25 protein-coding genes are annotated in these 24,914 nt (G+C 71.5%); 17 read left to right on the top strand and 8 right to left on the bottom strand.

The genetic code is table 11. From position 1 onward, the window contains the following. Position 1: 1 nt before the first annotated feature. The 3 genes from L6E10_RS14910 to L6E10_RS14900 are packed head-to-tail and all read left to right on the top strand — an operon-like array spanning position 2 to position 4,409. On the top strand, positions 2-1,672 hold the full coding sequence (locus L6E10_RS14910; RefSeq protein ID WP_236220094.1) for an ABC transporter substrate-binding protein: 1,671 nt from the start codon (positions 2-4) through the stop codon (positions 1,670-1,672). Continuing rightward, positions 1,669-3,201: an ABC transporter ATP-binding protein gene (locus L6E10_RS14905; protein ID WP_236220093.1), complete on the top strand. Its 1,533-nt coding sequence runs from the start codon at positions 1,669-1,671 to the stop codon at positions 3,199-3,201. The genes L6E10_RS14910 and L6E10_RS14905 overlap by 4 nt, the downstream gene beginning before the upstream one ends. After that, positions 3,198-4,409: an FAD-binding protein gene (locus tag L6E10_RS14900; RefSeq protein WP_236220092.1), complete on the top strand. Its 1,212-nt coding sequence runs from the start codon at positions 3,198-3,200 to the stop codon at positions 4,407-4,409. Before L6E10_RS14905 ends, L6E10_RS14900 begins: the two co-directional genes overlap by 4 nt. Here L6E10_RS14900 and L6E10_RS14895 read toward each other — a convergent pair. Beyond that, complete coding sequence (locus L6E10_RS14895; protein ID WP_236220091.1) at positions 4,373-4,951, bottom strand: SRPBCC domain-containing protein; 579 nt, start codon at positions 4,949-4,951, stop codon at positions 4,373-4,375. The two genes, L6E10_RS14900 and L6E10_RS14895, sit on opposite strands and share 37 nt — an antisense overlap. After that, on the bottom strand, positions 4,944-5,441 hold the full coding sequence (locus L6E10_RS14890; protein ID WP_236220090.1) for a helix-turn-helix domain-containing protein: 498 nt from the start codon (positions 5,439-5,441) through the stop codon (positions 4,944-4,946). Before L6E10_RS14890 ends, L6E10_RS14895 begins: the two co-directional genes overlap by 8 nt. 106 nt (positions 5,442-5,547) lie before the next feature. On the opposite strand from L6E10_RS14890, the gene L6E10_RS14885 reads away from it, so the two are divergent. After that, the gene (locus tag L6E10_RS14885) at positions 5,548-7,683 is read left to right on the top strand and encodes an RICIN domain-containing protein (RefSeq protein WP_236220089.1); all 2,136 of its coding nucleotides are present in this window, start codon (positions 5,548-5,550) and stop codon (positions 7,681-7,683) included. A gap of 51 nt (positions 7,684-7,734) precedes the next feature. Here L6E10_RS14885 and L6E10_RS14880 read toward each other — a convergent pair whose 3' ends face one another. Beyond that, the gene (locus tag L6E10_RS14880; RefSeq protein WP_236220088.1) at positions 7,735-8,061 is read right to left on the bottom strand and encodes a DUF6204 family protein; all 327 of its coding nucleotides are present in this window, start codon (positions 8,059-8,061) and stop codon (positions 7,735-7,737) included. Between the two features lie 69 nt (positions 8,062-8,130). Between L6E10_RS14880 and L6E10_RS14875 the strand changes: the two genes are divergently transcribed. Continuing rightward, the gene (locus L6E10_RS14875) at positions 8,131-8,772 is read left to right on the top strand and encodes a transcriptional regulator (protein WP_236220087.1); all 642 of its coding nucleotides are present in this window, start codon (positions 8,131-8,133) and stop codon (positions 8,770-8,772) included. Between the two features lie 39 nt (positions 8,773-8,811). Here the strand turns inward: L6E10_RS14875 and L6E10_RS14870 are convergent, their stop codons facing one another. Continuing rightward, the gene (locus tag L6E10_RS14870; protein WP_236220086.1) at positions 8,812-10,308 is read right to left on the bottom strand and encodes a chitinase; all 1,497 of its coding nucleotides are present in this window, start codon (positions 10,306-10,308) and stop codon (positions 8,812-8,814) included. A 97-nt stretch (positions 10,309-10,405) separates the two neighbouring features. On the opposite strand from L6E10_RS14870, the gene L6E10_RS14865 reads away from it, so the two are divergent. After that, on the top strand, positions 10,406-11,170 hold the full coding sequence (locus L6E10_RS14865; RefSeq protein ID WP_236220085.1) for an alpha/beta fold hydrolase: 765 nt from the start codon (positions 10,406-10,408) through the stop codon (positions 11,168-11,170). On the opposite strand, the gene L6E10_RS14860 is transcribed toward L6E10_RS14865, so the two are convergent. Further along, positions 11,160-11,990, bottom strand: a complete 831-nt coding sequence (locus L6E10_RS14860) for an oxygenase MpaB family protein (protein ID WP_236220084.1) — start codon at positions 11,988-11,990, stop codon at positions 11,160-11,162. The two genes, L6E10_RS14865 and L6E10_RS14860, sit on opposite strands and share 11 nt — an antisense overlap. Before the next feature lie 357 nt (positions 11,991-12,347). On the opposite strand from L6E10_RS14860, the gene L6E10_RS14855 reads away from it, so the two are divergent. Further along, positions 12,348-13,211 (top strand): DUF4231 domain-containing protein, encoded by an 864-nt coding sequence (locus L6E10_RS14855; protein ID WP_236220083.1) that lies wholly within the window; start codon positions 12,348-12,350, stop codon positions 13,209-13,211. A 21-nt stretch (positions 13,212-13,232) separates the two neighbouring features. On the opposite strand, the gene L6E10_RS14850 is transcribed toward L6E10_RS14855, so the two are convergent. Further along, positions 13,233-13,619 carry a TerB family tellurite resistance protein gene (locus L6E10_RS14850; protein ID WP_236220082.1) on the bottom strand — a complete coding sequence of 129 codons (387 nt, stop codon included), beginning with the start codon at positions 13,617-13,619 and terminating at the stop codon, positions 13,233-13,235. A gap of 30 nt (positions 13,620-13,649) precedes the next feature. On the opposite strand from L6E10_RS14850, the gene L6E10_RS14845 reads away from it, so the two are divergent. From L6E10_RS14845 to L6E10_RS14805, 9 genes are all read left to right on the top strand, one after another. Further along, on the top strand, positions 13,650-14,195 hold the full coding sequence (locus L6E10_RS14845; protein WP_236220081.1) for a helix-turn-helix domain-containing protein: 546 nt from the start codon (positions 13,650-13,652) through the stop codon (positions 14,193-14,195). Positions 14,196-14,222: 27 nt separating this feature from the next. Continuing rightward, positions 14,223-15,302, top strand: coding sequence for an FAD-binding oxidoreductase (locus L6E10_RS14840; protein ID WP_236220080.1), 1,080 nt, complete (start codon positions 14,223-14,225; stop codon positions 15,300-15,302). A gap of 2 nt (positions 15,303-15,304) precedes the next feature. After that, positions 15,305-15,481: a 2Fe-2S iron-sulfur cluster-binding protein gene (locus L6E10_RS40795; protein WP_308102792.1), complete on the top strand. Its 177-nt coding sequence runs from the start codon at positions 15,305-15,307 to the stop codon at positions 15,479-15,481. Further along, on the top strand, positions 15,478-16,668 hold the full coding sequence (locus L6E10_RS14830; protein ID WP_308102791.1) for an FAD-dependent oxidoreductase: 1,191 nt from the start codon (positions 15,478-15,480) through the stop codon (positions 16,666-16,668). The genes L6E10_RS40795 and L6E10_RS14830 overlap by 4 nt, the downstream gene beginning before the upstream one ends. Then, complete coding sequence (locus L6E10_RS14825; protein ID WP_236220079.1) at positions 16,665-17,558, top strand: dihydrodipicolinate synthase family protein; 894 nt, start codon at positions 16,665-16,667, stop codon at positions 17,556-17,558. Before L6E10_RS14830 ends, L6E10_RS14825 begins: the two co-directional genes overlap by 4 nt. After that, complete coding sequence (locus L6E10_RS14820; RefSeq protein ID WP_236220078.1) at positions 17,555-18,547, top strand: proline racemase family protein; 993 nt, start codon at positions 17,555-17,557, stop codon at positions 18,545-18,547. The genes L6E10_RS14825 and L6E10_RS14820 overlap by 4 nt, the downstream gene beginning before the upstream one ends. Positions 18,548-18,658: 111 nt before the next feature. After that, on the top strand, positions 18,659-21,103 hold the full coding sequence (locus L6E10_RS14815; RefSeq protein ID WP_236220077.1) for an ABC transporter permease: 2,445 nt from the start codon (positions 18,659-18,661) through the stop codon (positions 21,101-21,103). A gap of 20 nt (positions 21,104-21,123) precedes the next feature. After that, positions 21,124-21,699: an ATP-binding cassette domain-containing protein gene (locus L6E10_RS14810; RefSeq protein WP_236220076.1), complete on the top strand. Its 576-nt coding sequence runs from the start codon at positions 21,124-21,126 to the stop codon at positions 21,697-21,699. 14 nt (positions 21,700-21,713) lie between these two features. Next, on the top strand, positions 21,714-22,292 hold the full coding sequence (locus tag L6E10_RS14805; RefSeq protein WP_236220075.1) for an ATP-binding cassette domain-containing protein: 579 nt from the start codon (positions 21,714-21,716) through the stop codon (positions 22,290-22,292). Between the two features lie 75 nt (positions 22,293-22,367). On the opposite strand, the gene L6E10_RS14800 is transcribed toward L6E10_RS14805, so the two are convergent. Together L6E10_RS14800 and L6E10_RS14795 are read right to left on the bottom strand one after the other, a co-directional pair. Then, positions 22,368-22,814: an Lrp/AsnC family transcriptional regulator gene (locus L6E10_RS14800; RefSeq protein WP_090098115.1), complete on the bottom strand. Its 447-nt coding sequence runs from the start codon at positions 22,812-22,814 to the stop codon at positions 22,368-22,370. Then, positions 22,811-23,932, bottom strand: coding sequence for a Xaa-Pro peptidase family protein (locus L6E10_RS14795; RefSeq protein WP_236220074.1), 1,122 nt, complete (start codon positions 23,930-23,932; stop codon positions 22,811-22,813). Before L6E10_RS14795 ends, L6E10_RS14800 begins: the two co-directional genes overlap by 4 nt. Positions 23,933-23,960: 28 nt before the next feature. Between L6E10_RS14795 and L6E10_RS14790 the strand changes: the two genes are divergently transcribed. Continuing rightward, positions 23,961-24,905, top strand: a complete 945-nt coding sequence (locus L6E10_RS14790) for a 5'-3' exonuclease (protein ID WP_236220073.1) — start codon at positions 23,961-23,963, stop codon at positions 24,903-24,905. Positions 24,906-24,914: the final 9 nt, after the last annotated feature.

Here is a 24,914-nt window from a genome sequence, read left to right as displayed (position 1 = left end):
GTTGTCCAGCAAGAAATTTCTGGCGATCGTGCTGATCGGCGCCCTGGGGGCGCCGGCGTGCGGCGCGAACGACCCGAAAGCCCCCGGTGACGCCGGCGCCAAGCCCGGGAAGGGCGGCACGCTCCGGATCCTGTCCGAGTCGCGCACGCTCAACCTCGACCCCGCCAAGTCGCAGAGCCTCGCGATCACGTCGCTCGGCCTGGTGCACCGCAGGCTGACCGGCTGGCAGAACGCCGTCGGCCGGCCCGCGAAGGTCGTGCCGGACCTCGCCGACACGGGCAAGACGCCCGACGGCGGCAAGACGTGGACGTTCGTGCTGCAGGACGGCCTGAAGTTCAGCGACGGCACGCCCATCACGTCCGCGGACGTGAAGTGGGGCGTCGAGCGGTCCTTCGCGCCGGCGTTCGGCGGGGGCCTCGGCTACCACAAGGACCTGCTCGGCGGCGGCGACTACAAGGGCCCGTTCGAGGGCAGGGAGCTCGACTCGATCGAGACCCCGGACCCGAAGACGATCACGTTCAAGCTGACCCGCCCGTACGGCGACTGGCCGTGGATCGCCTCCACGCCCGCGTTCGCGCCGGTGCCGAAGGGCAAGGGCGCCGAGGCCGACTACCACGAGCGCGCCGTCGCGTCCGGCCCCTACCAGGTCGGCACGTACACCAAGGGCGTCGAGGTCGAGCTGACCCGCAACCCGCACTGGGACCCCGCGAAGGACCAGGTCCGCGGCGGCCTGCCCGACGAGGTGGTCTTCCAGCTCGGCCAGGACGCCTCGGTCGTTTCCCAGCGCCTCGCCGCCGACTCCGGTGACGACAGGTTCGCCTTCGGCTCCTCGTTCGTCTCCCCCGCCCAGCTCGCGCAGCTGCAGGCCAACCCGTCGGCGAAGTCGCGCGTCGTGACCTCGAAGTCGGGCGCGGTCGCCTACCTCGCGCTCAACACGCAGAAGGCACCGCTGAACAACCTCAAGGTGCGCCAGGCGTTCCAGTACGCGGTGAACAAGTCCGCGTACCAGATCGCGTCGGCCGGCACCGCCCAGCTCGCCGGCGACACCGCCTCCACGCTCATCACCCAGGGCATCGAGGGCCGCGAGCAGTTCGACCTGTACCAGACCAAGCCGGAAGGTGACCCGGAGAAGGCCAAGGCGCTGCTCGCCGAGGCCGGTTTCCCTGGCGGCGTCGAGAACCTCGCGCTGGTGCTCAACAAGTCGAACAACCAGACCGAGAAGGCCGAGGCCGTCCAGGCCGCGCTGGCCCGCGCGAACATCAAGGTGACCATCCGGTCGCTGGAGGCGGACGCGTACGAGACCGAGACGAACCTCTCGGAGAACCCGAACTACGACCTCACCCTGTCGTCGTGGCAGCCGGACTTCCCGAGCGCCAACGCGAACATCCAGCCGCTCTTCGCGTCCTCGGAGATCGGCAAGGGCGGCTACAACACCTCGCGGTACTCGAACCCCGAGGTCGACAGGCTGATCGAGGAGGCGCAGTCCACCGTGGACGCCGCCGAGGCCGGGAAGAAGTGGGCGGCGATCGACAGGAGGATCATGCAGGACTCGCCGGTCGTGCCGCTGATCTACACCCGCAACTCGTTCATCCGCGGCTCCCAGGTCGGCAACTTCTTCATCGCCGACTTCCCCGCCTACCCGAACTACCTCCAGGTGGGTATCTCGAAGTGAGCGCACTGCTGTCCGTCGAGGACCTCTCGGTGGACTTCGGCTCGGGCTCCCCGGCGGTCAGCGAGGTCTCGTTCTCGCTGACCGCCGGGGAGGTCCTCGCCGTGGTCGGCGAGTCGGGCTCGGGCAAGACCGTCACGGCGATGTCGTTGCTCGGACTGCTCCCGCCGACGGCGTCGGTGTCGGGCCGGGCGCTGCTCGGCGGGCGCGACCTGTACTCGCTTTCCCCCGCCGAACTGCGCGAGGTGCGGGGCAACGAGGTCGGCATGGTGTTCCAGGAGCCCATGAGCGCCCTCAACCCCGTCTTCACGATCGGCAGCCAGATCGTCGAGGCCGTGCGGGTGCACCGCGCGGTCCCGAAGGCCGCGGCGAAGGCACGGGCGCTCGAGCTGCTGCGGCTCGTCGGCCTGCCCGAGGAGCGGTTCGGGGCGTACCCGCACGAGATGTCCGGCGGCCAGCTGCAGCGCGTGGTGATCGCGATGGCGGTGGCGAACGAGCCGTCGCTGCTGATCGCCGACGAGCCGACCACGGCGCTGGACGTGACCGTGCAGGCCGAGGTCCTGCGCCTGCTGCGGGACCTGCGCGACCGGCTCGGGGTCGCGATCCTGCTGATCACGCACGACATGGGCGTGGTCTCGGAGCTGGCGGACCGGGTCGTCGTGATGAACGGCGGGAAGGTCGTGGAGACGGGTCCGGTGAAGGAGGTCTTCGCGGCTCCGCGGGAGCCGTACACCCGGACGTTGCTCGACTCGGTGCTGCGCCTGGACACCCGCGAGCTGCCCGCGCGGGCCGCCGGGGAACCGGTGCTGCGACTCGACGGCGTCTCCGTCACCTACGGCAGGTTCCGCGCCGTGTCGGACGTGTCGTTCGAGATCGGGCGCGGCCAGACGCTCGGCCTGGTCGGCGAGTCCGGCTCGGGCAAGTCGTCCCTGGCCGGGGCGATCACCGGGCTCACCCGGTACACCGGGCGGATCACCGTGGCGGGCAGGGAGGTCGCGTCGCTGCGCAAGGCGGACCGCGGCCGGGTCGGGCTGGTGTTCCAGGACCCGCTGTCGTCGCTGAACCCGCGCGCCACGATCGCCCGGTCGATCGCGCAGCCGTTGCTGCTGCACACCTCGTCGCGCGGCGCGGAGCTGGAGGCGAAGGTCGATTCGCTGCTCGACGCCGTGCAGCTGTCCGCGACGTTGCGCGACCGGTACCCGCACGAGCTGTCCGGTGGCCAGCGGCAGCGGGTCGGCATCGCCCGGTCCATCGCGCTGGACCCGGACCTGCTGATCGCCGACGAACCGACGTCCGCGCTGGACGTGACCGTGCAGGCACGGGTGCTGGAGCTGGTGCTGTCGCTGCAGCGCGAACTGCGGTTCGCGTGCCTGTTCATCAGCCACGACCTGGCCGTCGTGCAGCACCTCGCCGACCGGGTCGCGGTGCTGCACCGGGGCGTCGTCGTGGAGGAGGGCACGTCGGTGTTCGCCGCGCCGCGCGAGGAGTACACCCGACGATTGCTGGCGTCGGCGCTTACCGTGTCCGCATGAGGACCAACTGGGCGGGCAACGTCACGTTCACCTCGGCGCAGGCCGTGGCCCCGGCATCGGACGAAGAGCTGCGCGCGGTCGTGCGCGGCTCCTCGGCCGTGCACGTCGTCGGCTCGGGCCATTCGTTCAACACGGTCGCCGACACGACCGGCACGCTGGTGTCGCTGTCGGCGATGCCCGAGGTCTTCGAGGTCTCGGGCCGGACGGTCCGGGTGAGCGCCGGCATGACGCTCGCCACGCTGGCCGTGCGCCTGGAGGCCGCCGGTCTCGCCCTGCACACGCTGCCGTCGCTGCCGCACATCACGGTGGCCGGCGCGATCGCCACGGCCACCCACGGCTCGGGCTCCCGCTCGCTGGCCGGCGCCGTCCGGTCCGTCGAGGTCCTGCGCGGGGACGGCTCGGTCGTCGAGCTCACCTCCGCCGGAGCGCCCGTGTCGCTGGGCGGCCTCGGCGTCGTCACGACCGTCACCCTGGACGTGGTGCCGTCGTTCCAGGTCGCGCAGACCGTCTACGAGGACGTCGCCTGGACGACGTTGCTCGTGCGGCTCGAGCAGATCTTCGGCGGTGCCTACAGCGTGAGCGCGTTCGTCGACTGGCAGGGCGGCGCGACGCTGTGGGTGAAGCACCGCGTGGGCGACGAGGAGTTCGCGTTCCCGGGCCGCCCTGCCTCCGAGCCGGCCCACCCGATCCCCGGCCAGCCCACCGCCCACTGCACGCTGCAGGGAGGCGTCCCGGGCCCGTGGCACGAGCGCCTCCCCCACTTCCGCGCCGAGTTCACCCCGTCCGTCGGCGACGAGCTGCAGACCGAGTACTTCGTCCCCCGCACCCGGGCCGTGACGGCGCTGCGCGCGCTCGCGGAGATGTCGACGGTGATCTCACCGCTCGTGCAGGCCTGCGAGATCCGCACGATCGACGCCGAACCGCAGTGGCTGAGCCCCGCCCACGAGCGCGACAGCCTCGCGATCCACTTCACCTGGGTGCCGGACACCCCGGCCGTGCTCGCGCTGCTGCCGCGGCTGGAGGAGGCGATCGCGCCCCGGCCGCACTGGGGCAAGCTGTTCACCGTGCCGGCGCCGCTGCTGGCGGCCCGCTACCCGCAGTGGGACGCCTTCCGGGCGCTGCTGCGCGAGCACGACCCGAAGGGTGTGTTCCGCAACGAGTTCCTGACCCGCTACTTCGGGCCGGCGACCTCGGCCGGTCCCTTCTGACGCAGCGCCTCCAGCTCCTCGTCGGAGAACCCGTACGTCGTCACCACCGTCATCTTGGCGCTGCTCACCACCAGCCCGGGGCCGAACTCCTCCACCACGACCCCGCGCTGGTTCGCCGACTCGAAGAAGGGCTTCCCGCTCACCCCGAGATCGACCTCGGACGGCCAGAACAGCGTGCGCCGCTTCTCGCCGGGGTGGTACTCGTGCGCGAACTTCAGCTGGTGCAGGAACGTGATCCAGCCCTCGGTGATGTCGTCGTAGTAGTCGTCCCACTCGGGTGAGGTGCCCCGGGGAGCGCGCGTCAGCACGACGCGGGTGCCCTCGGGGACGGCGGTCAGGGCGAACGTGTCGTGGCCGTGGACGACCAGCGTGGTGCCGTCCTCCTCGACGTCGGTGAAGTAGATGTGGTCGATCTCGGCGTCGAGCTCCGGGAGGTTCCAGCCGTGCCAGTGGCGCAGCTTCTCCCTGTCGCGGAACGACTGCCACACCTCGTCGACCGCCGCGGCCACGGTGATCTCGATCCGGACGCCTTCGTCACTCATCTGCCACTCCGGGGTGTCCCAGAGCGACCACCCGGTAGGGGCGGCCGCTGTCGGTGTCGTACTTCAGGGCGATCTGCCGCACCGCTTCGGCCAGGTCGCCGGTGAACTCGTGGACGTCGCCGGGCGCGCCGAAGCGGACCGTCGTCTCCACCGTGAACGTGAGCAAGCGTTTTCCCGCGTCGGCGGCGGCGCCGGCCATCCGGTCGACCTCGCGGGCCGTCCCGGAGGCCACGGACACCAGGTGCGTCGCGGCGAACTGGTCCTGGACGCCGGCGGCGACCTCGCGGCCCGGTTTGGCGCGCAGGACCCGCTCGACGCAGCCGCGCCGCTGCCGCTCTTCGACCAGCTCGACGAGCCCTGCCTGCTCCAGGGCACGCACGTGGTAGTTGACCCGTTGCCGCGGCAGGTCGAGGGCCGCCGCCAGCTGGGTCGCCGAGGCGGGCGACCTCAGCAGCTCGAGCAACGACCGGCGCAACGGTGACAGCTCCACACCCGGCACGGTCCCATTTGACAAAATGATTTGTCAATACCGGAACGGAACCGGAAACCGTTAAGTTCGTTGACGGTTGCAACGGACCGACCGCACCCTGTGACCTGTGAGAACCCCCCTGCTGGTGGCAGCGTTGGCAGCAGCGGCGATCGTTCCCGTGTGGACGGTCGCGGCCCAGGCCGACGTGGTGCCCGGAACCGCTTATCAAGTGACGAACGTCGGCAGCGGAAAGTGCGTGGAGTCGCTGGGAACGGCCAACGGCGCACAGCTCCGCCAACAAGGCTGCTCGGGTCAGACCTGGAAGTTCACCGCCACGAGCGATGGGTACCACACCGTCGGCGAAGGCGCGGTCTGGGACGTCTCGAACGTGTCCGCCGCGGACAACGCGGCGATCCACATGTGGCAGAACTTCAACGCGAACAACCAGCAGTGGCGCCCCGAACAGGTCGGGACCGACACCTACCGGTTCGTGAGCCGCCACAGCGGCAAGTGCCTCGACGTGCCGGGCGCGTCGACCGGCGACGTGCAACTGGTCCAGTACACCTGCAACGGGACCAACGCGCAGCTGTTCCGCCTCTCCCCGGGCAACCCGAACCCCGGTCAGCCGGACTTCGGCCCGAACGTGCTGGTCTTCGACCCGTCGATGCCGGCGTCGACCATCCAGGCGCGGCTGGACGACGTCTTCCGCCAGCAGGAGCAGGGCCAGTACGACGCACGCCGGTACGCGATCATGTTCAAGCCCGGCAACTACGACGTCGACGTCAACATCGGCTTCTTCACCCAGGTCCTCGGCTTGGGCCTGCTGCCCGACGGCGTGACGATCAACGGCCAGGTGCACGTCGAGGCCGACTGGTTCCAGGGCAACGCGACGCACAACTTCTGGCGCGGCGCGGAGAACCTCGCGATCCGGCCGCCGGGCGGCACCAACACGTGGGCCGTCTCGCAGGCGTCCGCGATGCGCCGCACCAAGACCTACGGCAACGTGCAGCTCGACGACAACGGCTGGTCCAGCGGCGGTTTCCTCGCCGACTCGGTGGTCACGGGCCAGGTCCGCTCCGGTTCGCAGCAGCAGTGGCTGTCGCGCAACACCGAGTGGGGGTCGTGGACCGGGGAGAACTGGAACATGGTGTTCGTCGGTGCCCGCAACGCGCCGCAGACCTCGTTCCCGGAGCCGCCGTACACGAACGTGGCGCAGACCCCCCTCGTGCGGGAGAAGCCGTTCCTCAACGTCGACGGCAGCGGGAACTACAACGTGTTCGTCCCGGCCCTGCGTTCCGGCACGAGCGGCACCACGTGGGCGTCCGGCACGCAGCAGGGCACGAACATCCCGCTGTCGCAGTTCTTCATCGCGAAGCCGGGCACCTCGGCGGCGACGATGAACCAGCAGCTCGCGGCCGGCAAGCACCTGCTGCTGACGCCGGGCATCCACCAGGTGTCCGAGCCGATCCGCGTCACCCGTCCCGACACCGTGGTGATGGGTCTCGGGCTCGCGACCGTCATGCCCACCAACGGGAACATGGCGATCGACGTGGCCGATGTGGACGGTGTGAAGCTCGCCGGCCTGCTGGTCGACGCGGCGCCGACCAACTCGCCGCTGCTGGTGCGGATGGGCGCGCCGGGCAGCGGCGCGAGCCACTCGGCCAACCCGTCCTCGCTGCACGACGTGTACGTGCGCATCGGCGGCTCGGCCGTCGGGCGGGCCACGACCTCGCTGGTCGTCAACAGCCACAACGTGATCGGCGACCACCTGTGGCTGTGGCGCGGTGACCACTCCTACGGCGTCGGCTGGGACCTCAACACGGCCGACACCGGACTGGTCGTCAACGGGAACAACGTGACAATGTACGGCCTGTTCGTCGAGCACTACCAGAAGTACCAGACCATCTGGAACGGCCAGGGCGGCCGGACGTACTTCTACCAGAACGAGATGCCGTACGAGGTGCCCAACCAGGCGGCGTGGATGAACGGCTCGACGCGCGGCTATGCGGCGTACAAGGTCTCCGACAACGTCACGACGCACGAGGCGTGGGGCCTGGGCAGCTACGCCTTCATGAACGCGAACCCGTCCGTGGTGGCCGACCGGGCGTTCGAGGTGCCGAACACCCCCGGTGTGAAGTTCCACAGCATGGTGACCGTGTCGCTGGGCGGCAAGGGAACCATCCAGCGGATCATCAACAACGCGGGTGGCACGGCGACGGCGGGCTCCACCGAGGCCTACCTCGCGCACTACCCGAACCCCTAGCACCGCCGGGCAGGACGGGCCCGCGTTCCCGGAGCGCGGGCCCGTTCCGGTTCAGCCGAGCCGCTTCGGGCGGTTGATCTTCATCTCGTCCATGTCGGTGACCTTGGCCTTCAGGCCCCGGAAGTCCACGCCCAGCTCGTCGAGCGCCGTCGACGCGCGGCGCAGACCGGCCTCGTCCGGCTTCTCCGACGCCGTCAGCACCACGCGGTAGCTGAAGAAGTCGAGCTTCTCGTCGTAGGACAGCGCACCCTCTTCGCTGAAGCCCGCGTCGCGCAGGAAGTCGAAGCCCCGCAAGCGCTCGCGCAGGGTCGTGCACTGGTCGTCGGTGAGGTCGGCGAAGCGCCCGCGGACGAGTACTCGGTAGGTGTGTTCAGCCACGGGCGAAGATGCTCCCCGATCGCCCGCCGCTCTGGCGAACGATTTCCCGGGTGCGCGAGAATCTCGACCATGAACGCAAAAGAGCTGGTCACGCGCATCCGCACGGAGCTGCACCCCGGTGACCACGACAACCTCGTGGTGAAGCTGATCGAGACCGGGCAGGCTCCGCGTGCCGTGATCCAGACCTTCGCCGCGGAAGAGAACCACATCGTGTCGTCGGACTGGCGAACATTCCTCGCGCTCGCGTCGAAGGCGGAGGAGCCGAACGCGCGGGCGTTCTTCACGCTGCTCGCCGGTGGCGAGGAGCTCGTGCTGCCGATGCTGCCCCCGTTGGCCGAGGCCGCCGGCATGTCCGCCAAGGACTTCCACGCCTACGAGCCGTTCCCCGGCTGCCAGGCCTACCCGGCGTACCAGGCGTGGATGGCGCTCAACGGCGAGCCGACGGACGTGGTCCTCGCGATCCTCGCGAACTTCACGGCGTGGGGCGGGTACTGCGCGCGGATGGCGAAGGGGCTGCGCGAGCACTACGGCTTCGGCGACGAGGCGTGCGGGTTCGTGGACTTCTTCGCGACTCCCGCGCCGCAGCTCGAAGAGCGCGCGGTGGCGGCGATCCAGGCGTCGCTGGACGCCGGCTGGCAGCCGAAGCACGCGTGGCGCTACGGCCGTCTGCTGCAGGCCTACGAGCTGCAGTTCTGGTCCACGCTCGCCTGACGGGGTGCGGGGGCGGCCCGCGGGCCGCCCCCGACCGCGCTATCGGGGCAGATGAGCCCGGTGGGCCTTGGAGAACTCGTAGTTGTTGTACTTGTCCCAGTTGATCGACCACGTCATGAGGCCGCGCAGGTTCGGGTACACGCCCTTCGGCTTGTAGCTGCCGCACCGAGTGCCCTTGGTGAGGCAGTCCAGCGCGGTCTGCACGTCCGCGACGGACGTGAAGCCGTTGCCCGCGTACATGGCGGCGGGCAGGCCGAACGCGACCTGTTCCTGGCGCAGCGGCGCGAAGAACTTCGTCGCGTCACCCCGCACGGGGAACCCGGCGAGCACCATGTCGGTCATCGCGACGTGGAAGTCCGCGCCGCCCATGTTGTGGTACTGGTTGTCCAGCCCCATCACGGGTCCGGAGTTGTAGTCCTGCACGTGCAGCAACGTCAGGTCGTTGCGCATGGCCTCGATCACCGGCAGGTAGGCGCCCGTGCGCGAGTCACCGCCACCCGCACCGCCGTAGAACTGGTAGCCGACCTGCACGAAGAACGTCTCCGGCGCCATCGTGAGCACGAAGCCGGCCCCGTAGCGCGCCTTCAGCGAGCGCAGCGCGGAGATCAGGTTCACGACCACGGGCGTGGTCGGGTTCTTGAAGTCGGTGTCACCGGCGTCGAGAGACAGCGAGTGGCCCTCGAAGTCGACGTCGAGCCCGTTCAGGCCGTACTTGTCGATGATCGCCGACGCCGAGCGCACGAACGCGTCGCGCGCCGCCGTCGTCTCCAGCCGCACCTGGCCGTTCTGGCCGCCGATGGAGATGTTGACCTTCTTGCCCTTCTGCTGCTGGGCGCGGATGCCGGCGATGAACTCGGCCTCGGACTCGACGTTCGGGCACTCGGCCACCGGGCACTGGGTGAACCGCAGCTCCCCGCTCGTCGCGCTGGTGGGCTCGGCGAACGACAGGTTGATGACGTCCCACTCGTCCGGCACGTCCTTCATGCGGATGTAGCCGGAGCCGTTGGCGAAGCTCGCGTGCAGGTAGCCGACGAGCACCTTGCGCGGCAGCTGTCCCGTGGGCGGCTGACCGGTCGTGGTGGTGGTCGTCGTGGTCGTGGTCGTGGTGGTGGTGGTCGTGCTCGTCGTCGAACTGGTCGTCGGTCCGGTGCCCCCGGTGCAGGCGGCGCCGTTGACCGTGCAGTTCGCCGGGTCGGCGGTGCCGGCGGCGTTGAAGCCGAACGAGACGCTCGCGCCGGGGGCGATCGAGCCGTTGTACTCGCGGTTGGCGAACGTGTTGCGGGTGCCGCTCCTGGTGAGCAGCGAGTCCCAGTAGGCACCGACGGAGGTCGAGGCCGGGTACTCGAACTCGACCTTCCAGGAGCTGACGGCCGCGCTGGTCTCGTTCTTGATCGTCACCGTCGCGGTGTAGCCGGTGCTCCAGGACTGCTTGGAGAACGTCGCCGTGACACCGGCGGCGCTGGCAGGGGCGAGGCTCACGACCACGGTGCCGAGCACCAGTGCGGCCACCGCGGATATTCGAGCGAACAACAGCATGGCTGCTCCATCCCTCACGCGTGGCGGCCGGCAGGGGGTCCTACCTCGAATTGGACTAGACCATCTATCGCGAAGTCAAGGATCTAGACTTCTCGCCGTGCCCCGCGCTCGTGCCGCCGACGGAACCAGGCTCTCCTACTCGGTCGAGGGCTCCGGGCCCGCGCTGCTGCTCATCGCGGGGCAGGCGAACTCCTCGAAGTGGTGGTCCCAGGTCCTGCCGGACTTCTCCGAGCGGTTCACGACGATCGTCACCGACCACCGCGGGACCGGCTCCAGCGACAAGCCCGACGCCCCCTACAGCACGCGGCTGTTCGCCTCGGACTGCATCGCGGTACTCGACGACGCCGGCATCGGGACCGCGCACGTCTACGGCACGTCGATGGGAGGCCGGATCGCGCAGTGGATCGCGGCCGAACACGGCTCGTACGTCGACCGGCTGGTGCTCGGCTGCACCTCCCCCGGCGGCGCGCACGGCATCGAGCGCAGCGCCGAGGTGCGCAAGTCCCTCGCCCAGGCCGACCCGATGAAGGCGCGCAGGGCGCTGGAGGAGCTGATGTACACGCCCGCCTACCGCGGCCCGTTCAACACGCTCGGCGACCCCTGGATGCCGCCGTACGCGCGCAAGCGGCACCTCTTCGCCAGCGCCGAGCACGACGCGTGGGACGTCCTGCCGTCCATCACCGCGCCGACCCTCGTCGTGCACGGCACCGAGGACGTCTTCAACCCGGCCGCGAACGCCCCGCTGATCACCGAACGCATCCCGGGCGCCCGGATGCACCTCGTCGAGGGCGCACGGCACGGCTACTTCGAGGAGTTCCGCGCCGAGGCCACCCCTGTGGTGATGGACTTCCTCAGCTCGTGACCCACCGCATGCCGCGCATCAGCGCGTGGCCCGCGAACCGCACACCGGTGGCTTCCGAGATCGGCAGGTAGGGCAGCCGCAACGGGATCCGCGCCCACACCGGCAGGCTCGCCACCGCCGTGGCCGTCAGGATCCCGTACGGACCACGTGCCAGCAGCGGCAGCGGGGCTTTGAACAGCAGGAACCGCGCCGCCTCCCGCGCCTCGGGCGTGCCTTCGAGCTCGCCCCGGTAGGACCGCAGCCTCTCCTCGAGCTCGGCGGTCGTGCGCGGCGGGTCAGGGATGCCCATGGCCTCCGCGACGACGGCCATGTCGGCGACGTAGCCGTCGTAGTCGTCGAGCGGCTCGGCGCCGTAGCGCCGGTGGCAGCGCAGGAAGCTGTCGACCTCGGCCACGTGCACCCAGGCCAGCAGGTGCGGGTCGTCGGCCCGGTACTTCCGCCCGTCCGGCGCGGTGCCGTGGATGTGCCGATGCACGCGCGCGAGCCGTGCGACGGCCTTCTCCGCGTCCTCCACCCTGCCGAACGTCGTGGTGGCGAGGAACAGGCTCGTGCGCTGCAGGCGGCCCCACGGATCGGTGCGGTAGTCGGAGTGCTGCGCGACCGCGGCCATCGCGAGCGGGTGCAACGACTGCAGCAGCAACGCCCGCAGCCCCCCGATGAACATGGCGTGGTCGGCGTGGACGTGCCGGATCGGTCTGTCGTCGGCGAACAGGCGCGGTCCGGGCGCCTCGTGGATCCGCCGCGCGTGGTCGGCGCGGTCCGGTCCCGCGACCTTCTCGAAGATTCCTTCGCTCAGCTGCCTGCGCAGTACCTCCAGCATCTCCCCATCATGCGCTCCGCTTGCTGAGAACGGCGCGGTCACCGCTCAGCGAAATCCTGCGCTGCACGGGTGAACACACCTCGATCACCCCGGAACCGGGGACCGCGCGGAGATCGCGGGTGATGACGCGCGTCCGGTCCCGCAAGACCAGCGCCCCGAGGTCCCACCCGCGGTCATCGCGCACTCGACGTCGCCGTCGAACGGCTCCTCGGTCGCGGTCCGCGACCGACGTCCGTCCCGCCTCGTACGCACCTCGTCCGGCGCCGATCACGCGGAACGCACCCGCCGGGCGCTCCGCCGTGATAACAAACGTTTGGCCGCTCACGACTAGGTGCCGAAGAGGGGAACGAGAAGCGGATGGACGAGACGCACCTGCCCGGCTTCTACCACGACGCGGAGGCCGTCTCCCGGCGCGGACAGCACCTCACCGTCCTGTTCAGCCGGGTGCGGCTGATCGGCGCGGTGGTCGCGGCGGTGGGCGGTGCGTTCAAGTGGAAGGTCGGCGGCAGCGACGTCTGGGCCTGGGTGGCGCTGGGCGGGTTCCTGCTCGCGCTGTTCGGCGAGCTCCTGCTGTGGGTGATGCACCCGGAGCAGAGGTGGAACGCGGGCCGGGCCGTCGCCGAGCGCGTGAAGTCGCTGGCCTGGCGCTACGCCGTGGCGGGCGACCCGTTCTCCGGTGCCGCGCCGCAGCCGCGCAGGGACCTGGAACTGGCCATCGCCGACGTGGTGAAGGAGCACCGCAGGGAGGTCATGCTCACCAGCGCGAACGACGCGGGCGAGGAGGTCATGTCCGCGCTGCGCGCGAAGTCCTTCGCCGAACGCAGGGACGCCTACCGCGAGTCGCGCGTGCTGCGGCAGCTGCAGTGGTACCGCGACCGGGCCGCGATGAACGAGACCCGCGCGAACGTCTTCCGCGTCCTGATGATCGTCGGCGAGCTGGTCGCGATCCTGTTCGCGATCCTGCGCATCAACGGCGTCTGGGACGTCGACCTCTCCGGCGTGATGGCCGCCGCCGTCGCGGGCGGCGCCGCGTGGATCGGGCTCCGGCAGTACGAGAACCTGCGGGTGACCTACGCGGCGGCGGCCGGTGAGCTCGCGGACGTCTACCAGCGGCTTCCCCACGTGCAGGAGAGCGACTGGGCGAGCACGGTCGCCGACACGGAGGCCGTGATCAGCAAGGAGCACACCGCGTGGCTGGCGTCGCGGCCGAGCGCGACCTGACCGGAGGGCCGGCGGGCCGCGTCAGGCGAGGGCCTCGACGACCCGCGTCACCATCTGCCGCTCGGCCGCGGCCACCTCGCCGTCCGCCCCCGCCACCGACCGGCACATCTCCGCGACGGCCGCGCGGAAGATCGGCACGTCGCGCGGCTCGTGGGCGTTGATGATCGCCACCGAGTCGCGCAGGGCGGCCAGGACGCCCGCCTCCACATCGGACGCCGTGCCCTTCGGCAGGGCGGGCGGGGCGGCGGCGATGATGGCGCGCAGGTCGTCCGGGAGCAGCGTGATGGCCCGGACGCCCGCCTGGCTCTCCTCGTCGACCGAGCCGGGGTCCGCGGTGGACACGAGCACCATGGCACCGAAAACGGCCGTGCGGAGGGTTCGGCCCTCCGCCTCCGTGTACGCAGTCATGGCCGCAAGCCTATGCAACGATCAGCGGCTATGAGTGCGGGTCAGGTTCTCGGCGCCAACATCAGGGCGTTCCGGGAGCAGCGCGGGTTGTCCCTGTCGGAGCTCGCGCGGCGGTCGTCCATCGCCAAGGGCACGCTGTCGCAGCTGGAGAGCGGTTCGGGCAATCCGACGATCGAGACCGTGTTCAGTTTGTCGAACGCTCTGGACGTGCCGGTGTCGGAGCTCGTGACGGAGCGGACGGTGCCGGACGTGGTGCTGGTGCGGGCGCGGGACGTGGAGGTGCTCAGCAGCAACGCCGTCGACCTGCGGCTGATGCGGCGGATGGACGCCGGGGACACCGTGCTGGAGATCTACGACCAGCGGGTGCGGCCCGGCGCCACGCAGACCAGCGAAGGTCATCCCGGCAGGGAGCACGTGCTGGTCACGAGCGGTCAGCTGAGGGTCGGGCCGGTCGAGCGGCCGTACGAGCTGGGGCCGGGTGACTACGTGTGCTTCCCCGGCTCGGTCCCGCACCTCTACGAGACCGTCGGCGGTGAGGTCAGCTCGGTACTGGTGCTGGAGTATCCGAAGCACTAACGTTCATTCTAATGAACGGAGGTGGCGATGCACCCGGACGTCGTGGTCATGGGCGCGGGCATCATCGGAGCCGCGTGCGCGCAGGCGTTGAAGGCGCGCGGGCTCGGTGTGCTCGTCGTCGACCGCCACGGGCCGGCGTCGGGCACCAGCTCCGCGGGTGAGGGCAACGTCCTGGTCAGCGACAAGGAGCCGGGGCCGGAGCTCGACCTCGCCAGGAGGAGCCGCGAGCTGTGGCCGGAACTGGCCGGCGACGCCGAGTGGGAGGAGAAGGGCGGCCTCGTCGTCGCCACGACCCCCGAGGCCACCGGTCCCCTGCGGGCGTTCGCCGCGCGGCAGCGGGCCGCGGGCGTGGACGCCTGCGAGATCACGCCCGAGGAGGCGCTGGCCCACGAGCCGCACCTCAACCCCGCCGTCACCGCCGCCGTCCACTACCTCGAGGACGCCCAGCTCAACCCCGTCAAGGCCACCCGGACCCTGTTGCGCGGCATCGAGGTCAGACGCACCGAAGTGTCCACAACGGACGGACGCAGCGTCACGACGGCGGACGGCGTGATCAGCTGCGGCGCGGTCGTGAACGCCACCGGGCCGTGGGCGCGGAACTTCGGCGTCAACGTGCTGCCCCGGCGCGGCGTCGTGCTCGTCACCACGCCGATCCCCGGCAGGATCCGGCACAAGGTCTACGACGCGGACTACGTCGGAGCGGTCGCGAGCGGTGACGCCGACCTGCAGACGTCCGGTGTCGTCGAGTCGACGCCGGCCGGCACGGTGCTCATCGGCTCCAGCCGCCAGCGCAAGGGCTTCGACGACACGATCGAGACCGAAGTCCTCACGGCGTTGGCACGCAGGGCGATCGCGATGTTCCCGATGCTGGCGGAGGTCCCGGTCATGCGCGCGTACGGCGGCTTCCGCCCCTACGCGCCGGACCACCTGCCGATCATCGGCGAGGACCCGCGCACGCCCGGCCTCTGGCACGCCACCGGTCACGAGGGCGCGGGCGTCGGCCTCGCCCCGGCCACCGGACGGCTGCTCGCCCAGCTGCTCATCGGCGAGGAGCCGCTCGTCGATCCCCGCCCGTTCCGCGTCGACCGCCCGGAGGTGATGGTGTGAAGGTGACGTTCAACGGATTGCGGCGCGAGGTCGCCCACGTCGCGGAGTTGTTGCCGGGCAGGTTCTTCTGCGGCATCGGCGTCTGCTTCGGGTGTGTCGCGGAGATCAACGGCGTGCCCGAGGTCCGCGCGTGCCGCCACCCGCTGCGCGACGGCGACGTGATCAGGACGACGCCGTGAGGGTCGTCGTGGTGGGAGCCGGACCGGCCGGCATGGCCGCCGCGAGGACCGCCGCCGACGCGGGCGCCGAGGTCACGATGGTCGACTCGGAACCCGAGGCGGGCGGCCAGTACCTGCGCGGGCGGGCCGGGTTCGCGCACAGCGGCGTGACGCACCTCAAGAACACCGAGGCGTGGCTCGTCGAGGACCACACGCTGCACCTGCGCGGTCCGCGGCGGCTGGCGTTCGACAGGCTCGTCATCGCGACCGGCGCCTACGACCGCCCGCTGCCGTTCCCCGGCTGGGACGGCCCCGGGGTGATCACCGCGGGTGCCGCCCAGGCGCTGGCGAAGCAGGGCGTGACGCTGGCCGAACGCGTGGTCGTCGCGGGCACCGGCCCGTTCCTGCTGCCCGTCGCGACCGCGTTGCAGGACATGGGCGCCACGCTCGTCGGCGTCTACGAGGCCTCCTCCCCCGCCCGGTGGCTGCGCGAGGCGAAGGCCGTCGCCGCCAACCGGCACAAGCTCGGCGAGCTCGCGCGCTACCGGAAGGTGCTGCCGCGCCTGGAAACCCGCACGGCGGTGATCGCCAAGCGCGGTCCGAACGTCACCGTCGCGAAGCTCGACAGCGGCTGGCACCCGGTCAGCCACCGCACCGTGCAGGCCGACCTGGTCTGCATCGGCTACGGCTTCCTGCCCCGCACCGACCTGGTGCCGCGGGCAAGGCGCACCGACGACTTCCTGGAGGTCGACGAGCACCAGCGGACGTCGGTCGAGGACGTCTACGCCGCCGGCGAGGTCACCGGCATCGGCGGCGCCGACCTGGCCGAGGCGGAGGGGGTCGTCGCCGGGGCCGCCGCGGCCGGCCTCACGCCGCCGGGGAAGGCGCTGGAGGCCGTGCGCAGGGGCCGCCTGTTCGCCGCGGCGCTGGCCAGGGCGCACGAGGTCCAGCCCGGCTGGCGGACGTGGCTCGACCAGGACACCACCGTGTGCCGCTGCGAGAAGGTCCGCCTCGGCGACCTCACCGACGCCACGAGCATGCGCGAGCTGAAGCTGTCCAGCCGCGTCGCGCTCGGCCGCTGCCAGGGCCGCATCTGCGCCCGCAACGCCGCCGAGCTGACCGGCGTCCCGTTCGACGGCCAGCGCCGCGTGATCGCGGTCCCGATCCCCCTAGGCGAACTCGCCGACCTCCCGGAGGAGAAGTCATGACCGAACGCCTCGACGGCGTCATCGTCGCCACCGCGCTGCCCTACGCCGAGGACCGCAACGCCCCGGCAGGACTGCGCCCCGACCTGGACAGGTTCGCCGAGCACTGCCGGTGGGTCGTCGAGAACGGCTGCCGCGGCGTCGGCCCGAACGGCTCCCTGGGCGAGTACTCGTCGCTGACCGACGCCGAACGCCGTGAGGTCGCGCAGACCGCCATCGCCGCGGTGAAGGGCAAGGGCATCGCGGTCATCGGCGTGCACGGCGTCGGCGCGCACCAGGCCCGCCACTGGGCCGAGCTCGCGGCCGAGGACGGCGCGGACGGCGTGCTGTGCCTGCCGCCCACCATGTACCGGGCCAACCGCGGCGAGGTGGTGCACCACTTCCGCGAGGTCGCGAAGGCGGGGCTGCCGATCATGGTCTACAACAACCCGATCGACACCAAGGTGGACCTGACCCCGGACCTGCTCGCCGAGCTCGGCCAGATCGAGAACGTCGTGGCGGTCAAGGAGTTCTCCGGCGACGTCCGGCGCGTGCTGGAGATCCGCGCGGCCGCCCCGCACCTCACGGTCGTGGCGGGCGCGGACGACGTCGTGCTGGAGAGCCTGCTGATGGGCGCGACGGGCTGGTTCGCGGGCTACCCCAACGTGTTCCCCGCCGAGAGCGTCGAGCTGTTCACCCTGGCGCGCGACGGCGAGCTGGACAAGGCACGCGCGCTGTACGAGAAGCTCGTGCCGGCGTTCCGCTGGGACTCGCGCACCGAGTTCGTCCAGGCCATCAAGCGTTCCATGGACTACGTCGGCCGCTACGGCGGTCCGTGCCGTCCCCCGCGCGGCCCGCTGAGCGCCGAGCAGCTCGCGCAGGTCGACGCCGACATGGCGCTGGCCACATCATGAGGTTCGCGAAGTACTTCAGCGCCGTCGACTCCCACACCGAAGGCATGCCGACGCGGGTCGTCACCGGTGGCGTCGGCGTGATCCCCGGCGCGACGATGGCCGAGAAGCGCCTGAACTTCATCGAGGACCACGACCACGTCCGCAGGCTCCTCGTCAACGAGCCGCGCGGCCACGCGGCCATGAGCGGCGCGATCCTGCAGCCGCCGACCCGTGAGGACGCCGACTGGGGCGTGCTGTTCATCGAGGTGTCCGGTCTGCTGCCGATGTGCGGGCACGGCACGATCGGCGTGGCGACGGTGCTGGTCGAGACCGGCATGGTCGAGGTGACCGAACCCGTCACCACCGTCCGCCTCGACACCCCGGCGGGGCTGGTGCTCGCCGACTACGACACCCGCACGAAGCTCGTGACGATCCGCAACGTCCCGGCGTACGCGCACGAGCTGGACGCGGTCGTGGACGTGCCGGGGCTCGGCGAGGTCCGCTACGACATGGCCTACGGCGGCAACTTCTACGCGATCGTGCCGCTCGCGGACCTGGGCATCCCGTTCGACAGGGCGGAGAAGGACAGGATCCTGGCCGCCGGACTGTCCATCATGGACCGGATCAACGCGGTGAACCGCCCGGTGCACCCCGTGGACCCGGCGATCAGCGGTTGCAAGCACGTCCAGTTCACCGCGCCCGGCGAGGACGGCGCCCACTCGCGCAACGCGATGGCGATCCACCCCGGCTGGTTCGACCGCTCCCCCTGCGGCACGGGCACCTGCGCCCGGATGGCCCAGCTGCACGCCCGCGGGGAGCTGGGGATCGGGACGGACTTCGTCAACGAGTCGTTCATCGGCACCAGGTTCATCGGCCGTCTGCTGGAAGAGGTCCCTCTCGGGGACCGGACGGCCGTCGTGCCCACCGTGGCCGGACGCGCGTGGATCACGGGCATGGGCCAGTACCTGCTCGACCCGTCCGATCCGTTCCCGGAGGGGTTCGCGCTCTAGCCACCGGGCTCGGGTGCGTGACAACGGTCGGTCCGGAGTCCCTGCCGCGCCGAATCGTTCCGTTACCTCCCGAGCCTCCCCAAAACGACGAACGCCGGTTAGCGTGCGCTCGTGCAGTTGCCGTGGAGAGCCGCGCCCAGGGCAGCGCTGTCGAGTCCGCTCACCCTCGTCGTGAGCATCGTGACGACGTTGCTGCTGGGCTTCGTGGTGGCCGCCGCCGCGCTGCACTCGTCCGCCTCGGGCAGCGCCGCGCTCGCCTACCAGCAGGACCGCATCTGCCCGCACACCGTGCACCCCGGCCTCGACGGCGAGGGCCTGCCGCTGTCGCAGGCCGTCTCGATGGCCGCCCGCAGCGACCTCGGCGGCGCCTACTCGCGGATCGGCAGGCCGGACTTCGGCGGCATCGCGACCTACGGCCGGTTCGGCTACCGGCCGGACGCGCGGGCGCACCTCACCGTTCTGCAGGGCGGCGGCACGGGCCTGTGGGTGCCGCAGACGATCGCCACGGCCGCGAAGGTGCGCGTCGGCGACCGGCTGACCGGGTCCCCGCTCGTGGTGACCGCCGTCTACGCCGATCTGGCGCAGCCGGTGGACGGGTGGTGGTGCTCCGAGGCGAAGACCGCGGTGCCGAACCCGCTGGGCGGTGACGGCGCCAGCACGTCGGTGATCTGGGTGTCCAGCCCGTCCGACCTCGCGCTGCTGCCGCCGGAGTTCGCGTCGAACGCCACGGTGACGCTGCGCTTCGCCTCCGAGCGGCTCTCGACGCTCGCCGAGGCCGAATCCCTGCGGGATCGGGGCAACGCGCGGCTGACGGCGCTCGGGCTGCCGTTGACGCGGACCGACCCGCTGTCCGGCGCGATCGCGGCGGCGCGGACGTCCGAGCGCAACGTCTCGTCGGCACTGCTGCCGTTGGTGGTCATCAGCGTGCTGGTCGGCCTCGCGGGCGTCGGCACCGTGACCGTGCAGTGGGCGCAGCGGCGGCACTCGGAGCTGCGGCTGCTGTGGGTGCGCGGGGCGAGCCCGCTGGCGCTGGGCTTCCGCGGTGTGCTGGAACTCGGTCTGCCGCTGGTGCTGGGCGGCGTGCTGGGGCTGGTGGCCGCGCGGCTGCTGCTGCCGCTGTACGCGCCGGGCGTCGTGCCGGCTCCCGGAACGCTGTGGGTGGCGCTGGGCTTCGTGCTCGGCGTCGTGGTGCTGAGCCTGGCGGTGACGGTGCTCGTGGCGTCGTGGCGGGCGCATCGGACGTTCCAGCGGCGGGCGCGGGCGCGTCGGTTCGGCCTCGTGCCGTGGGAGCTGGTCGTGGCGTCCCTCGCCGTGCTCGCTTGGTTCCGGTTGTCGGACAACGGGCTCGGCACGTCGCCGAAGGCGGGCTCGCTGCCGCGCGTGGACGTGGCCGCGCTGGCGTTCCCGCTGCTCGTGGTGCTGGCGGCGGCACTGCTCGCGACCAGGCTGCTGCGGTGGTCGCTCGGCTGGTCGCACCGCGTGCGGTGGTGGCAGGTCCCGGCCGCGCAGTTCGCGGTGCGCCGGCTGGCCGCGGCCGCCGGACCCGTGACCGGCGTGCTGCTCGTGGGCGTGCTGGCGGTCGGCACGATCGCCGTCGGCAGCACGGTGGCGGACGCGCAGCAGTCGGCGCTCGCCTCCAAGTCGGGCGTGTTCGTCGGAGCCAACAGCACCGTGCAGGTGTCGCAGGACGTCGCCCTCGGACGCGTCGAGCTGCCGTCGTCGTTGCGCGGCAACACAACTCTCGTCGGCGTGAGCACCGGCGTACTGGTCGTGGACCCGGCGACGTTCACCGACGCGGCCGTCCTGGACGACGCTGCTTCGGTCCGTGCGCTCATCTCGGACCTGAAGCGCACCGGCGACATCGCACCCGCGGTGCGCATCGGCCGCTCGGCGAACCAGGAGATCCAGATCCCCGGTCTGCCGCTGCTCAAGCCCGTGGCATCGCTGCCGTCGTTCCCGAAGCTCGGCACTCGCGGTTACGTCGTCGCGCGCGACTCGGTGCCCGCCGTCGACCAGGTCGGCTCGTGGCACCTGTGGTCGGCGCTGCCGTTGGCCGACCTGACCTCCGCGCTGCGGGCGCAGGGGATCCACTACACGAACGTCGTCGACCGTGCCCGCGTGCTCGACGGCCTGCCGTTCCTGACCGTGGAGTGGACGTTCGGCTTCGTGGCCGCGATCGGCGTCGTGCTGGCCGTGGTCGCCGCCGTGGCCCTGCTGCTGGCCGTCGAGGTGCGCCGCCGCCAGAACGCCGTCTCCGGCGCCCTCTCGGCCCGCATGGGCATGCGCCCGGCGGTGCTGTGGTGGAGCCACCTGCTGGAGGTGGGCGCGCTCGCGTTGCCGGCACTGGCCGTCGGCCTGCTGGCGTCGTTCACGAGCACCGGGGCGGCCGTACCGCGCCTGGATCCCGCCCCCTGGCTCAACCCGGCCCCCGTGCTCCCGAACCTGCTGCCGCTGCTGGGTGTCATGGTGAGCTGCGGTGCCGTGGTGGTCCTCGTGGCGGCATGGCTTGCGTTGCGCGGTGTGCGAACCGCGCGGTTGGGAGAGCTGCTCAGGTGATCCGCGCTTGTGGCGTAGAGGTGTCCTACGGTTCCGTGCGCGCCGTCTCGGACATGTCGCTGTCCATCGCGCCCGGCCTCACCGTGCTGTCCGGCCCTTCCGGCTCCGGCAAGTCGACCCTGCTGCGCGTGCTGTCCCTCGTGGAACGACCGTCCGCCGGCGAGGTCTACGTGCGCGACGTGCCCACCTCCGCCCTGTCGTGGTCGGACTTGCGCGCGTTGCGGCGCAAGGAGATCGCGGTCGTGTTCCAGAACCCGCCGGACAACCTGATCACGCACCTGACCGTCGGCGACAACCTGCGCGCGGCCGGCGCCCGCGACCTGTCGCTGCTCGACCGCCTCGGGCTGGGCGGGTCCGCGACCTGGCGCATCGGCGCGCTGTCCGGCGGGCAGCAGCAACGGCTGGCCTTCGGGTGCGCTGTGGCGCAGGGGGCGTCCGTCGTGGTGGCGGACGAGCCGACGTCGCAACTGGACGTCCGGTCCGCCGACCTCGTGCTGGAGACGCTGGCCTCGCTGCCGGTGCCCGCGGTCGTGGCGTCGCACGATCCCCGGCTGGTCTCGCTGGCGGACCTGTGCATCCCGCTGGCCGCGTCGTGATCCGGGCTTCGGGGGTGCACCGGAGCTTCGGCGGGGTCTCGGTGCTGCGCGGGGTGGACCTGGCCGTGGCCGCCGGTGAGCTGGTGACGCTGAGCGGGCCGTCCGGGTCGGGGAAGACCGCGCTGCTGTCGTTGTTGTGCGGGTTCGACGTCCCGGATCGCGGGTCGGTGTCGCCCGGTCCGGCTTCCTGGTCCGACTGCGCCGTTCTGCCGCAGGCCCTGGGGCTTGCGTCGGAGTTGACGCTGGAGGAGAACGTCGCTCTGCCGTTGCGGCTGGCCGGGTTGCCCGTCGACGGGGTCGCGCCGTTGCTGGAGGAGCTGGGGATCTCCGCTTCGGGCGGGCGGTTCCCCCCGCAGGTGTCGTTCGGGCAGCGGCAGAGGGCCGCTCTGGCCCGGGCCGTGGTGGCCCGGCCTGCCGCCCTGCTCGCCGATGAACCGACCGCGCACCTGGACGCCGTCAGCGCGGTGGCGGCGGTGGCGGTGTTGCGGCGGGTTGCCGACGAGGGGGCCGCGGTGTTGATCGCCACCCATCACGAGGCCGTGCACGAGGTGGCTGATCGGGTGCTGGTGCTGGCCGACGGGCGGGTCGGCTGAAGTCGGGTGCTGCGGCGGGTTCTCCCCACCGCAGCAGCACGTCCGGTCCACCCCGGCGGCGCGTGCGGCCCGCGCTCACACCGCGGGCGGCCGGTCCTCGTAAGGCGTCGACAGCACGACCGTGGTGCGCGTGGAGACGTTGGCCGACTCCCGGATCTTCTGCAGCAGCTCCTCCAACGCGACCGGCGACGCGACGCGGACCCGCAGGACGTAGGAGGCGTCGCCCGCCACGGAGTAGCAGGCCTCGATCTCCGGGAGGTGCTCCAGGCGCTTCGGGTAGTCGTCGGGCTCCGAGGGGTTGATCGGGAACAGCGAGATGAACGCGGACATCGGCAGGCCGACCTCCGCGCCGTCGAGGCGGGCGGCGTAGCCCTTGACGACGCCTCGCTGTTCCAGGCGCTTCACCCGCTGGTGCACCGCCGAGACGGACAGGCCCACGCGTTCGGCCAGGTCGGTGAAGCTGCACCTGCCGTCCGAGGCGAGCTCCTTCAGTATTGCCCTGTCGATCTGCTCGAGGGTCAAAGCACCACCAGGTCGTGAGGTCGGTTGTTGAAGGACTCGACGCCGTCCGGGGTGGCGACCACGATGTCCTCGATGCGCGCGCCCCAGCGGCCGGGCAGGTAGATGCCGGGCTCGACGCTGAAGGCCATGCCCGCTTCCAGCGGCAGGGAGTTGCCGCTGACGATGTAGGGCTCCTCGTGCACGTCCAGGCCGATGCCGTGGCCGGTGCGGTGGACGAAGTACTCGCCGAAGCCCGCGTCCGCGATGACCTTGCGGGCGACCGCGTCGATCTCCTCGCACGTCACGCCGGGTCGGACGGCTTCGACGGCGGCCTTCTGCGCGGCCTGCAGGACCGCGTAGGTCTCGCGGACGTCGTCGTACGCGGGCTCGCCCATCACGTAGGTGCGGGTCGAGTCGGAGTTGTAGCCCTCGGCGACCGGGCCGCCGATGTCGATGACGACGACCTCGCCCGCCCCGACGACGCGGTCGGAGTCGCGGTGGTGCGGGGACGCGCCGTTCGGGCCGGAGCCGACGATCACGAAGTCGGCGACGGTGTGGCCTTCCTCGACGATGGCGGCGGCGATGTCCACGGCCACCTCGCGCTCGGTGCGGCCGACGCGGAGGAACTCGCCCATGCGCGCGTGGACGCGGTCGATGGCGGCGCCCGCCTTGCGCAGGGCGGCGATCTCCGCGGCGTCCTTGCGCATGCGCAGCTCGCGGATGATCGGGCCGGCGAGGGACTGCTCGCCGCCGATGGCGTGGCCGAGCTTGATGGTGTGCAGGGCGGGCATCATGTCCGCCACGGCGACGCGCGTGCCCTTCAGCGCGGCCTTGACCAGCGCGTACGGGTCCTCGCCGTCGACCCACGTGACGACCTCGACGCCCAGCTCGTCGGTCGGGATGGCCGCGTAGCCGGGCTGCTCCAGCTTCGGCACGACCAGCCTCGGCGTGCCGCCCACGGGCAGCGCGAGGCAGGTGAGGCGCTCGAACGAGTCGCCCCCGGCACCGATCAGGTACCGCAGGTCCGAACCGGGCGAGATGAGCAGGGCGTCGACGCCCGCCTGCTCGGCGGCGGCGCAAGCGCGGTCGAGCCGCGCACGCAGCGCGGACACGTCGATGGGCCCGGTGATCGTTGCCATGCCGGAAAGCCTAGTAGCTTGTCCACCCGTGAGCTCTCCCCTGGTGCTGCTCGACTCCGCGAGCCTCTACTTCCGGTCGTACTACGCGCTGCCGGACTCGATGACCGCGCCCGACGGCACGCCGGTGAACGCCGTGCGCGGGTTCGTCGACACGATCGCGCGCGTCATCACCGACCGCGGCGCGGCCCGCCTGGTCGCCTGCCTCGACGCCGACTGGCGCCCCGAGTTCCGGGTGCGGGCGCTGCCGTCCTACAAGGCGCACCGCGTCGCCGAGGGCGCGACCGACGGGTCGGAGGAGGTCCCGGACACGCTGACGCCGCAGATCCCGATCATCCTCGACGTTCTCGACGCCGCCGGTATCTGCACCGGCGAGGCGGCGGGCTACGAGGCCGACGACGTGATCGGCGCGCTGGCCCACCGCGAGAAGAAGTCCCCCGTCGAGGTGGTCACGGGCGACCGCGACATGTTCCAGGTCGTGCGCGCGGAACCGACACCCGTGCACGTCCTCTACGTCGGCCGTGGCTGGAACAAGGTCGAGATCCTCGGCCCGGAGGAACTGGCCGCCAAGTACTCGCTGCCCGTCGAGAACGCGGGTTCCGCCTACGCCGACATGGCCGTGCTGCGCGGCGACCCCTCCGACGGCCTGCCGGGCGTCGCGGGCATCGGCGAGAAGACGGCCGCCAAGCTCATCACGGAGTTCGGTTCCCTCGACGCCGTGCTCGAGGCCGTCACCGACCCGATGGACCGCAAGCTCACCACCAAGGCCCGCAACTCGCTCATCGCGGCCGAGGAGTACCTGGCCGCGGCACCGGTGGTCGTCCGCACCGCGCTGGACGCCCCCGTCGTGCTGGACCGCTCCGACGAGGTGCCGCGCGTGCCCGCCGACCCGGAGCGGCTGCGTGAGCTGACGCAGCGCTGGGGGCTGGGCAGCTCGGTGCCGCGGCTGGTGAACGCGATGGAGCGGCGCGCCTGACGGACGGGT

Origin of the sequence: Lentzea sp. CC55, assembly GCF_021056325.1 — a bacterium.
In the GTDB taxonomy this organism is placed as follows: Bacteria; Actinomycetota; Actinomycetes; order Mycobacteriales; family Pseudonocardiaceae; genus Lentzea; species Lentzea jiangxiensis.
The sequence above is the reverse complement of the archived record's forward strand: the minus strand, read 5'-3'. Positions and strand labels throughout refer to the sequence as shown.

Bases quoted from the DNA above. Each gene is read 5' to 3' on its own strand.
- L6E10_RS14900 (WP_236220092.1), top strand. From the start codon at position 3,198: ATGAGGACCAACTGGGCGGGCAACGTCACGTTCACCTCGGCGCAGGCC.
- L6E10_RS14895 (WP_236220091.1), bottom strand. From the start codon at position 4,951: ATGAGTGACGAAGGCGTCCGGATCGAGATCACCGTGGCCGCGGCGGTC.
- L6E10_RS14875 (WP_236220087.1), top strand. From the start codon at position 8,131: ATGAACGCAAAAGAGCTGGTCACGCGCATCCGCACGGAGCTGCACCCC.
- L6E10_RS14870 (WP_236220086.1), bottom strand. From the start codon at position 10,308: ATGCTGTTGTTCGCTCGAATATCCGCGGTGGCCGCACTGGTGCTCGGC.
- L6E10_RS14860 (WP_236220084.1), bottom strand. From the start codon at position 11,990: ATGCTGGAGGTACTGCGCAGGCAGCTGAGCGAAGGAATCTTCGAGAAG.
- L6E10_RS14855 (WP_236220083.1), top strand. From the start codon at position 12,348: ATGGACGAGACGCACCTGCCCGGCTTCTACCACGACGCGGAGGCCGTC.
- L6E10_RS14850 (WP_236220082.1), bottom strand. From the start codon at position 13,619: ATGACTGCGTACACGGAGGCGGAGGGCCGAACCCTCCGCACGGCCGTT.
- L6E10_RS14845 (WP_236220081.1), top strand. From the start codon at position 13,650: ATGAGTGCGGGTCAGGTTCTCGGCGCCAACATCAGGGCGTTCCGGGAG.
- L6E10_RS14840 (WP_236220080.1), top strand. From the start codon at position 14,223: ATGCACCCGGACGTCGTGGTCATGGGCGCGGGCATCATCGGAGCCGCG.
- L6E10_RS14825 (WP_236220079.1), top strand. From the start codon at position 16,665: ATGACCGAACGCCTCGACGGCGTCATCGTCGCCACCGCGCTGCCCTAC.
- L6E10_RS14820 (WP_236220078.1), top strand. From the start codon at position 17,555: ATGAGGTTCGCGAAGTACTTCAGCGCCGTCGACTCCCACACCGAAGGC.
- L6E10_RS14795 (WP_236220074.1), bottom strand. From the start codon at position 23,932: ATGGCAACGATCACCGGGCCCATCGACGTGTCCGCGCTGCGTGCGCGG.